The organism is Eikenella sp. HMSC061C02 (genome assembly GCF_001809035.1).
GTDB lineage: Bacteria > Pseudomonadota > Gammaproteobacteria > Burkholderiales > Neisseriaceae > Eikenella > Eikenella corrodens.
Genome location: NZ_KV795564.1, coordinates 17177 through 27563 on the forward strand (window position 1 = coordinate 17177; position 10387 = coordinate 27563).

General features: G+C 57.6%; 9 protein-coding genes. 8 read left to right on the plus strand and 1 reads right to left on the minus strand.

Translation table 11 applies throughout. The features are described 5' to 3' along the window. The 6 genes from gmhB to ccsB all read left to right on the plus strand — a co-directional run bounded on the left by gmhB (nucleotide 1) and on the right by ccsB (nucleotide 6708). On the plus strand, nucleotides 1–555 hold the full coding sequence (gene gmhB / locus HMPREF2541_RS08860) for a D-glycero-beta-D-manno-heptose 1,7-bisphosphate 7-phosphatase (protein ID WP_067524789.1): 555 nt from the start codon (nucleotides 1–3) through the stop codon (nucleotides 553–555). Next, nucleotides 555–1322, plus strand: coding sequence for a lysophospholipid acyltransferase family protein (locus tag HMPREF2541_RS08865; RefSeq protein ID WP_070543193.1), 768 nt, complete (start codon nucleotides 555–557; stop codon nucleotides 1320–1322). Before gmhB ends, HMPREF2541_RS08865 begins: the two co-directional genes overlap by 1 nt. Next, nucleotides 1319–1513: a hypothetical protein gene (locus tag HMPREF2541_RS08870; RefSeq protein ID WP_070543196.1), complete on the plus strand. Its 195-nt coding sequence runs from the start codon at nucleotides 1319–1321 to the stop codon at nucleotides 1511–1513. The genes HMPREF2541_RS08865 and HMPREF2541_RS08870 overlap by 4 nt, the downstream gene beginning before the upstream one ends. Before the next feature lie 366 nt (nucleotides 1514–1879). Beyond that, nucleotides 1880–3073, plus strand: coding sequence for a succinyldiaminopimelate transaminase (gene dapC / locus HMPREF2541_RS08875; protein WP_070543199.1), 1194 nt, complete (start codon nucleotides 1880–1882; stop codon nucleotides 3071–3073). 379 nt (nucleotides 3074–3452) lie between these two features. Further along, a complete protein-coding gene (locus tag HMPREF2541_RS08880) occupies nucleotides 3453–5489 on the plus strand; it encodes a cytochrome c biogenesis protein ResB (RefSeq protein ID WP_070543201.1) in 2037 nt (678 codons plus the stop codon). After that, nucleotides 5476–6708 carry a c-type cytochrome biogenesis protein CcsB gene (ccsB, locus tag HMPREF2541_RS08885; protein ID WP_196761866.1) on the plus strand — a complete coding sequence of 411 codons (1233 nt, stop codon included), beginning with the start codon at nucleotides 5476–5478 and terminating at the stop codon, nucleotides 6706–6708. Before HMPREF2541_RS08880 ends, ccsB begins: the two co-directional genes overlap by 14 nt. 263 nt (nucleotides 6709–6971) lie before the next feature. On the opposite strand, the gene HMPREF2541_RS08890 is transcribed toward ccsB, so the two are convergent. Beyond that, nucleotides 6972–7229 (minus strand): hypothetical protein, encoded by a 258-nt coding sequence (locus HMPREF2541_RS08890; protein ID WP_083296810.1) that lies wholly within the window; start codon nucleotides 7227–7229, stop codon nucleotides 6972–6974. A gap of 590 nt (nucleotides 7230–7819) precedes the next feature. Between HMPREF2541_RS08890 and tsaD the strand changes: the two genes are divergently transcribed. Both tsaD and HMPREF2541_RS08900 read left to right on the plus strand, forming a co-directional pair. Beyond that, nucleotides 7820–8866, plus strand: a complete 1047-nt coding sequence (gene tsaD, locus HMPREF2541_RS08895) for a tRNA (adenosine(37)-N6)-threonylcarbamoyltransferase complex transferase subunit TsaD (RefSeq protein ID WP_070543207.1) — start codon at nucleotides 7820–7822, stop codon at nucleotides 8864–8866. Nucleotides 8867–9359: 493 nt separating this feature from the next. Further along, the gene (locus tag HMPREF2541_RS08900) at nucleotides 9360–10337 is read left to right on the plus strand and encodes a bile acid:sodium symporter family protein (protein WP_003822162.1); all 978 of its coding nucleotides are present in this window, start codon (nucleotides 9360–9362) and stop codon (nucleotides 10335–10337) included. Nucleotides 10338–10387 lie beyond the last annotated feature (50 nt).

Below are 10387 nucleotides of genomic sequence, written 5' to 3' on the forward strand. Positions count from 1 at the left end.
ATGAAACTCATCATCCTCGACCGCGACGGCGTGCTCAACCAAGACCGCGACGACTTTGTCAAATCCGAAGACGAATGGATTCCCCTGCCCGGCAGCATGGATGCCGTGGCACTGTTCAAGCAGGCCGACTACACCGTTGTAATCGCCACCAACCAATCCGGCATCGGCCGCCGCTATTTCTCCATGCAAGACCTCAACGAAATGCACGAAAAAATGCACCGCCTGGCCAATGAAGCCGGCGGCAGCATCGACGGCATCTGGTTTTGCCCGCACACCGATGCCGACCATTGCTCCTGCCGCAAGCCCAAGCCCGGCATGGTGGAAGACATCCTCAACCGCTTCAACACCGACGCACGCGGCGTGTATCTCGTGGGTGACAGCCTGCGCGATTTGCAAGCCATCGATGCCGTGGGCGGCCTGCCCGTGCTCGTGCTCACCGGCAAAGGCAAGAAAACCCTTGCCGCCGGCGGGCTACCTGAAAACACCCAAGTGTTTGACGATCTGCTTGCCTTCGCCCACCACCTCATCCAAACTGGCGACGAACAGGAGGCCTAATGCTCTCACTCTGGATACGCAACCTTACTTACTGGCTGCTGATGGCCATCATCACGCCGCCCCTGTTCCTCTTGATGCTGCTCACCGCCCCCATCCCGGGCGCCCTCCACGCCCTCGCCACCCGCTGGGCGCTGATGCTGATGTGGCTCCTGGAAAACATCGTCGGCCTCAAATACCGCGTGGAAGGCGCAGAAAACATCCCTGCAGGCCCCGCCATTATCTGCTGCAAACACCAATCTGGCTGGGAAACGCTGGCCACGCAGAAAATCTTCCCGCCCCAGGTGTTCGTAGCCAAGCGCGAGCTGTTCCGTATCCCCTTCTTCGGCTGGGGGCTCAAGCTCGCCGGCACCATCGGCATCGACCGGCGCAACCCTGGCAAAGCCTCCGCCCAAATCATCGAGCAAGGCAGCAAACGCAAAGCGCAAGGCTATTGGATTACCATTTTCCCCGAAGGCACGCGCATGCCGCCCGGCAGCAAAGGCCGCTATAAAAGCGGTGCCGCCCGTACTGCCCAGCTGCTGGAAATGGACATCGTGCCCGTCGCCCTCAACAGCGGCGAATTTTGGCCGAAAAACTCTTTCCTCAAACACCCCGGCGAAATCAGCGTCATCATTTGTCCGCCGATTAAACATACCGCCGGCGACATCCCCGAACTCACCGCCGCCATTGAAGAATCCATCGAAAGCCAAATGCCCCGCATCACCGGCCGTGGTCCCTGCTACGGCGGCGCCAAACCGGGCATCGAACAGCAAGGCGGCGCAGCATGAAGCCGAAGATGGACGGCGATACCATCGGAGCCATCGTCTTCGCCCTGGCCTCCCTTTTCTTCGTGTGGCGTTATCTTGCCGCCGATTTGCGGCATAGCGAAATCCGCCCCATTTGGCGGCAGCTCATCATCGGCAGCGGCATCGCCGTCATCATTGCCAGCCTGCTGTATTATTTGGGTATCGTCGGCTAAAACCGCCCTTGAATAAGTTTTCAGGTAGCCTTGAAGGCTACCTGAAAATATTTCTGTGTATTCAGCGGCAGGCCGCACCTTGTGCTCACCAGCAGCAAAAGGCCATAGCAAACCGCATTGACTTTCGATACAAGGGTGAGTCGCAGACAGTACAGAAATCCAGCAAGGCGAACCAACGCGGTAGCGAAAGTTAAGTTGGTTTGTTATACCTGAAACCCGCCTGCTGCGTTGTTTAACTGCGCTTTAGCTCCGCAGAAACTCACTTTGCTCGTTTTAACTCCGTTAAAGCTCACGCTTTCAGGTAGCCTATCCCATGCCTGCCGATTACAATAGCCTTTTCCCCTGACAACAAAACACCAGCCCGCCATGAACCCACACCTATCCCAACTCCAGCCCTACCCCTTCGCCCGCCTGCGCGAAGCGATGCAAGGCGTGAGCGCGCCCGAGGGCGTTGTGCCCGTGCCGCTGCAAATCGGCGAGCCCAAACACCCCGCCCCCGCCGTGATTACCGACGCGCTCACCGCTGCCCTGCCGCGCCTCGATGCCTATCCGCAAACCGCAGGCCTGCCCGAACTGCGCCAAGCCTGCGCCGGCTTCCTGCAACGCCGCTATGGCCTCGCGCTCGATCCAGACAGCGAAATCCTGCCCGTGCTGGGCAGCCGCGAAGCCCTGTTTTCCTTCGTGCAAGCGGTGTTGGGCGGCAACGAGCAGGAACAGCCCGTGGTGGTGTGCCCCAATCCGTTTTATCAGATTTACGAAGGCGCCGCGCTCCTGGCCGGGGCGGAAACTGCGTTTGCCAACTGCCGCGCCCCACACTTCAAGCCCGATTGGGGCAGCATTCCTGAGACCGTGTGGCAGCGCGTGAAACTGGTATTCGTTTGTTCGCCGCACAACCCCTGCGGCAGTGTGATGCAAAAAGCCGACTGGGCAGAACTCTTTGAATTGCAAAGCCGCTACGGCTTCATCATCGCCGCCGACGAATGCTATTCCGAAATTTATTTCGAAGGCGAGCCGCCCATCGGCTGCCTGCAGGCCGCTGCCGAATTGGGGCGCGATTTCAGCAAGCTGGTGATGTTCACCAGCCTCTCCAAACGCTCCAACGTGCCCGGCCTGCGCTCCGGCTTTGTGGCCGGCGATGCCGCGCTGCTCAAAGATTTCCTGCTCTACCGCACCTACCACGGCAGCGCCATGGGCATTCCCGTGCAGATGGCCAGTATCGCCGCCTGGAACGATGAAACGCATGTGTTGGAAAACCGCCGCCTGTATCAGGAAAAATTCGCCCGCGTGCTGCCGATTCTGGCGCAGGGCTTTGAGGTAACGCGGCCGGACGCCTCGTTCTATATTTGGCTGCAAGCGCCGGATGGCAACGATTTGACCTTCGCCCGCACCCTGTGGCGCGAAGCCGCTATCCAAGTGCTGCCCGGCCGTTTTCTGGCACGCGACACCGCGCAAGGCAACCCCGGCGCTGGCTATGTGCGCATCGCGCTGGTCGCCCCCGTGGCCGACTGCGTGGCGGCAGCAGAGAAGATCGTGGCAATCCGCCGGCGTTGCTACCCATAGCATCAATAGGCTACCTGAAAGCGTGAGCTTCAATGCAGTTAAAACGAGCGAAGTGAGTTTCTGCGAAGCTAAAACGCCGCTTCAACGCAGTTCAAACCGTTTCTGCCTTTTCGCCCGTATCAATAAAGGCTACCTGAAAAACCACGATCTGGTTTCAGGTAGCCTTATCGCACCCATTAAGCCACGCTATCTCCTTATGCCAGCATAGCGGGCTAGCAACACTCAAAACCAGGCGGCACGCCGCAGACAGCACACACACAGCCAGCGAGCCAGCTCCGCAGTATCCTTATTTTAATTCACGATATAAGCCAAGCAGCCGCGGCAAATCAGTTATAATCCCGCTGTTTTAATCCCACGTTTCCGCTCCGGATTTTCGGTTATGAGTACACCCGATCCCGCCAAAACCCCGCTGTTGCGGCGGCCTTGGTTTGCCTTTTTCAGCTCCATGCGCTTTGCCGTGGCGCTGCTCTCGCTGCTCGCGCTCGCTTCGGTGATCGGCACGGTGTTGCAGCAAAATCAGGCTGAGGTGGCTTATGTGGTGGAATTCGGGCCGTTCTGGCATCAGATTTTCCGCTTCCTCGGCTTGTATGATGTGTATTCCGCGCCGTGGTTTGTGGCTATTTTGGCATTCTTGATGCTCTCCACCGGCCTGTGCCTGTGGCGCAACATCCCGCCTTTCCTGCGCGAAATGAAAAGCTTCCGCCTGAGTGCCTCTGCCCGCTCGCTGGCCGCCATGAAACACAGCACCCTGCTCGCTGCCGCACCCGCCCCCGAAATTGCCGAACGCTACCTGAAAGTTTCCGGCTTCGCCGTGCAAAGCCGGCAGCGCGAAGACGGCAGCTTCATCATTGCAGCAAAAAAAGGCAGCCTCAACAAATGGGGCTACATCTTCGCCCACGCCGCCATCATCGTGATTTGCCTGGGCGGCCTCATCGACAGCAATCTACCGATTAAGCTGGCCATGTTTTCAGGTAGCCTCAAGCCCAACAAAACCGCCCAGTTCTCCAACGATTTCGGCAAAGAAAGCCGCTTGGGCAGCAATACCTTATCGTTTCGCGGCAATGTAAACATCCGCGAAGGGCAAACCGTGCAGGAAGTGTTTCTTGATACGGGCGACGGGCTCTTGGTGCAGGAATTACCGTTTAACGTAACCCTCAAACAATTCCATGTGGATTACTACGAAAACGGCATGCCGAAAAACTTTGCCAGCGATTTGATCGTAACCGACCGGCAAAGCGGCCGAATCTACACCCCCACCGTGAAAGTGAACCATCCCTTCACCCTGCACGGCATCTCGCTCTATCAGGCCAGCTTCGGCGACGGCGGCTCCGGCCTTACCTTCCGCGCCTGGAACTTGGGCACACCCTCCGCCGCCAGCACCGAACTCAAAGCCGCCTCGCTCAGCGCCTTCCCGCTGCACCTAGGTCAAAACCAAACTCAACAATACACGCTCGAATTCACCGAACTGCGCCCGCTGAACGTGGAAGACGAAGAGCAAACCGATAACGCTGCCTCGCAGCCGTCCAATCTGCGCTACCGCCTTAACGAGGCGCGCAGCGTGCAGCAGTCCGATGCCCTGCGCAACGTCGGCCCCACCATCACCTTCCGCCTGCGCGACCAGGCCGGCCAGGCGCGCGAGTATGTCAACTACATGCTGCCTCTGCGGCGCGGCGGCGATTTCTACTTCGCCACCGGCGAGCGCGGCAGCAACAGCGAAGACTACCGCTGGCTGATGATTCCCGCCGATAAAAACGGCAAGCCCGACACCTTCATGCACCTACGCTCCGTACTGCTTCAGCCCGAGCTGCGCGAAGCCGTGCTCGACCGTGCTGTGGCCGATATGCCCGAGCCTTCCAAAACCCGCTTCCGCGAAGCCTTGAGCAATATCTTGGAGCTGTTCGCCCGCGAAGGCTATGTGGGCATCAACCAATTCGTGGAAAACAAAATCCCCGCTGCCGAACAAGATCGGATGCGCGAATTGTTCTACCAAATGCTGTTCGGCGCGGGCAATATCGCCCTCGAGCAAGCGCTGTCCGAACAAGGGCTGGACTGGCCGCAGAGCGAAGAGCGCAACCGTTTCTTAGTCAACAGCTTCGATGCCTACACCGGCCTCACCCGCTTCGGCTCGCCGGTGTTGCTGCAATTAAACGGCTACAACGAAGTGAAATCCTCCGGCCTGCAGATGACCCGCTCGCCCGGCCAAGGCTTGGTGTATCTCGGCTCTGTACTGCTGATTCTGGGCACGGCGCTTATGTTTTACCTACGCGAACAACGCGCCTGGCTGCTGTATGACAACGGCCAAGCCCGCTTCGCCATGAGCTCTGCCCGACTCAAACGGCAGCTGGAACCGATTTTCGCCACACACACACAACACCTCACGCGCCTGGCGCAGGAATTGAACCATGACCAACCCTAACACGCCCGATGCCCTGTCGCAAAAACAGGCAGCCAGTGCCCCACACCGGCTGCCGCAGCACGAGCTTTTGCAGGAGCAGCGTTTCTGGAAGCTGCTTTCTGTAGCCGACTGGCTGTTTGCCGCCCTGATGATGGCCATTGCTGCTGCGGTGCAGATTCTGCTACCGCACCGCATGGACATATATGAAGTGTGCATTTTATGGCTCAGCGCCGCCGCCGCCGTGTGGCTGGGCTGGTTTTACAAACCGCTGCGCCTGCTGATGCCGCTGTGCATCGCCCTGGCCTATGCCGCCACCGTGCTCTATGCCGGGCAGATGGCCAACGGCGAACGCTTCCTGCTGCGCTATTTCCTCGCCAGCCAATCGGCTATCGGCTGGCTGTGCGCCCTAGTGCCGATGGCCTGGCTGTGCTATGCGCTCGGTTTGCTCGGCGGCAACAAACAGGCGGAAACAAACAACACGCACGCCGTGCCCATGCTGCTTCGCATCGCCCGCTACCTGGCTTGGGCGGCCGCTGCCATTGGGCTCACCGGCATGCTGGTGCGTTGGCATGAAAGCTATCTGCTCACCCCCGGCAACGGCCATATTCCGCTGTCGAACCTGTATGAAGTGTTCATCCTGTTTATCGTCATCACGGCCTTGATGTTTCTGTATTACGAAGGCAAGTTCCGCCTACATCGGCTAGGCGTGTTTGTGTACACCCTGCAGCTGATTTTAGTCGGCTTCGTGCTGTGGTATACCTTCAGCTACAACGCCCAGCAAATCCGGCCGCTGATTCCCGCCCTGCAATCGTGGTGGATGAAGCTGCATGTGCCGGCCAATTTCATCGGCTACGGTGCATTTTGCTTGGCCGCCTTCCTCGGTGTGGCCGAATTGATGAAACTGCGCCGCCCCTCGTTGCGGCTACCTGAAGCCGAGGTGATTGAAGAAGCCATGTATCAAGCCATCGCCATCGGTTTCCTCTTCTTTACCGTAGCCACCGTGCTCGGCGCGCTGTGGGCAGCCGATGCCTGGGGGCGTTATTGGAGCTGGGATCCGAAAGAAAACTGGGCGCTGGTGGTGTGGCTCAACTACGCGGCCTGGCTGCATATCCGCCTGGTGCGCGGCTGGGGTGGCAAGCCCTTAGCGTGGTGGGCGATTATCGGCTTCTTCATCACCGCCTTTGCCTTCATCGGCGTAAATATGTTTTTGGGTGGGCTGCATTCTTACGGCGGGCTGTAAAGCACAAAAAGGCTCCCTGAAAGCGCAGCTTCAGGTAGCCTGACTATATAGAATAGAGGGATTCATAAAACCACTGGGGAACACTCCCAGCAGCATCAAGATCCCTCCATGAGAACTAAGCACATCTTTATTCATACACAGCTATGAGCCACAAGCAATACATAAGTGTGGCAAGACACACCAATATTGAAACAATCGAAGTGCTTTAGCCATAAAAAAAGCCCCGCTTTTGCGGGGCTTTTGCTTGGTCTCAAACCGCCAAATTATTTGGCAGCGCTGGCAGCAGCTTCAACAGCAGCAGTAGCTTGAGAAGCAGCGCCTTCAACGGCAGCAGTAGCCTCAGAAGCAGCAGCAGTAGTAGCCATTGCAGCAGCATCAGAAGCCATAGCTGCAGCATCAGAAGCCATTGCAGTAGCTTCAGAAGCAGCAGAAGCATCAGAAGCGGCAGGAGCCGGAGCAGAACCACCACAAGCAGCCAAGAACAAAGACATCAGGGCAGCGGCCAATAAAGATTTTTTCATGTCGAATTACCTCTAACAAAGTTCAAGTTATAACTTAAAAAATTCCCTATCTGCAGACCTCTAGCCGTCTCACAGATAAATTCCAATCAAGAATTGCCGCGTATTATCCGCTGTTTGGTGGCAGCTGGCAATTAAACTGCCTACTCTACTTACCGCACGCAAGCATCTGCCGCCAAAATCGTTCTTATCTAATGCTCTGGGCAAACAATACTATTAATTAACGAATGCCGTCCCGATAAGAATAGTGTTCTACCCCAATCAGAAAAAATAATATATTTTTCATACCAATACTGGCTAAAACCAACTCTCTCCCGCCTCATTACCATACCTTCCCCCTATCTGCAAATTACACACAATTAACCAAAATTAACCTGTGCGAAAAAACAACAAGGTCTATCCCCGCCTGCATTAGCCGACATTTTCCCGCAATATTTCATCTGAGGTGTATGTCAATCCGCCCATACGCATGAAACCCGCACTCTACCCAAGCACATACCGCCATTTACTGCCCTAGCAAGCCAATGCCATAGCGAAAGCCAATTTGATTTGCGATAAAATACAGCCTTTGATTTTTCAGGTAGCCTTCTATCATGCTCGTTCTCGGCATCGAATCCTCCTGCGACGAAACCGGCGTGGCGCTCTACAGCACCGAACACGGCCTCATCGGTAACCAGCTGCATACCCAAATGGCCATGCATGCCGAATACGGCGGCGTGGTGCCCGAGCTGGCCAGCCGCGACCACATCCGCCGCCTCGTGCCGCTCACCCAAGCCTGCCTGCACGAAGCCGGCAAAAACTACGCCGACATCGATGCCGTCGCCTACACCCAAGGCCCCGGCCTTGGCGGCGCACTTCTGGCCGGCAGCGCCTATGCCAACGCGCTCGCCTTTTCGCTGGGCAAACCCGTGATCCCCGTACACCACCTCGAAGGCCACCTGCTCTCCCCTCTGTTAGCCGAAGAGAAGCCCGACTTTCCCTTCGTTGCCCTGCTCGTATCCGGCGGCCACACCCAATTCATGGCCGTGCGCGGCATCGGCGACTACGAACTGCTCGGCGAAAGCGTGGACGACGCCGCCGGCGAAGCCTTCGATAAAACTGCCAAACTGCTCGGCCTGCCCTACCCCGGCGGCGCAAAACTTTCCGAATTGGCCAAGCTCGGTCGCCCTGATGCTTTCACCTTTCCCCGCCCCATGCTGCATTCGCGCGATTTGCAGATGAGCTTCTCCGGCCTCAAAACCGCCGTGCTCACCGCTGTGCAAAACGTACGCGCCGAACACGGCGGCAGCCTGCCGGACGCCATCCGCAACGATATCTGCCGCGCCTTTCAAGACGCTGTGGTGGATGTGCTGCTGGCCAAGTCCCGCCAAGCCCTGCTGCACACCGGCTACCGCACCCTTGTGGTGGCCGGCGGCGTGGGTGCCAACTGGAAACTGCGTGCCGAACTCGCCACGCTGCAAGTACGCCCCAACCCCAAAGCCAAACCCGAAGCCGTACGCACTTATTTCCCGCCGCTGCCGCTGTGTACCGACAATGGCGCCATGATTGCCTTCGCCGGCGCCATGCACCTGCAACAGGCGCAGCCCGCCACCGGCTTCAATGTGCACCCGCGCTGGCCACTAGCGGAAATCGTGCGGTAAAACTTCGCATACCTATTTTCAGGTAGCCTTGATGCAATCCGGCAAAGGCTACCTGAAAAACATTTAAGGGCTGCTCCAAGCCTTTGGAACAGCCCTTTATGTACCGCCATCCGGCACAGCCGCTAATCGAAATCCCATTTCTTATCCAACACCACTTTTCCATAAACCATTCAAAACTATCGGCCACCAGCTCCGTGTACATTTCGCCGTATATCAGCCAAATACTGTGGCTTTCCGAATGGGAAAACAACGTGCCACTATCACAGTAGCCGAAAAGGAATGTTGTGCGCAGCACCTCAATCAGTAGCAGTTTGTTCACGCTCACCCATCCAACTCCGCCAAATAACATCTTTAAGTTAAGTTGATTTGCTATAGAGGCAGCGCCGGACGATGGCATGCAGCCTTTACACTTTTCAGGTAGCCCGCCCCTTGTCCCGCAACCCTGCTTTCTTGTATCCTTCGCCCTTCCTGTTAAAAATTGCAAAAAACCATCATGACAGCTTTACAAAGATTCAGCCGCTTCATCGGCAACACTTTTGCCCTGTGGGCAGCGCTATTTGCCATGGCCGGCTTCTTGGCGCCTTCCCTCTTCACCAGCTTCATCGCCCCCTACATCCCCTGGCTTTTGGGCATCATCATGTTCGGCATGGGGCTCACCCTCGCCCCCTCCGACTTCAAAATCCTCGGCCAACACCCCAAAGCCGTGCTCATCGGCGTGGTGGCGCAGTTTGTGATTATGCCTACCACTGCCTACCTGCTCTCGCTCGCCCTTAATCTGCCGCCCGAAGTGGCCATCGGCGTGGTGTTGGTGGGCGCCTGCCCCGGCGGCACCGCCTCCAACGTGATGACCTTTCTTGCACGCGGCAATGTGGCGCTCTCGGTGGCCGTTACCTCCATCAGCACCCTGCTCGCGCCCCTGCTCACCCCGGCGGTATTCTTCCTGTTTGCCAACCAATGGATCGACGTTTCCGCCACCACAATGCTGGTATCCATTTTGCAAATGGTGCTGCTGCCCATCGTGCTGGGCGTGGTGGCGCACACCCTGTTCCGTAAGCAAACCGCCGCCGCCATCGATGTGCTGCCGCTGATTTCCGTGCTTGCCATCGTGCTGATTATCGGCGCCGTGGTGGCCGGCAGCCGCGCGCAGATTATCGAAACCGGCCTGTTGATTTTCGGCGTAGTGGTGCTGCACAACGCCATCGGCTATGCCTTAGGCTTCCTCGCCGCCAAACTCTTCGGCCTGCCCTACGACGCGCAAAAAACCCTCGCCATCGAAGTGGGCATGCAAAACTCCGGCCTCGGCGCGGCACTGGCCAAAGCCCACTTCGCCATGATGCCGCTGGTGGCCGTGCCTAGCGCCATCTTCAGCGTGTGGCACAACATTTCCGGCTCCCTCCTCGCCTCCTATTGGGCCACCAAGGCCGAAAAGCAGGCACAGGCCGCGCAAAAAGAAAATACCGCTGCCAAGTAAGCCAAACCGACTGCTGGCAGCAAAAGGCTACCTGAAATTTTCAGGTAGCC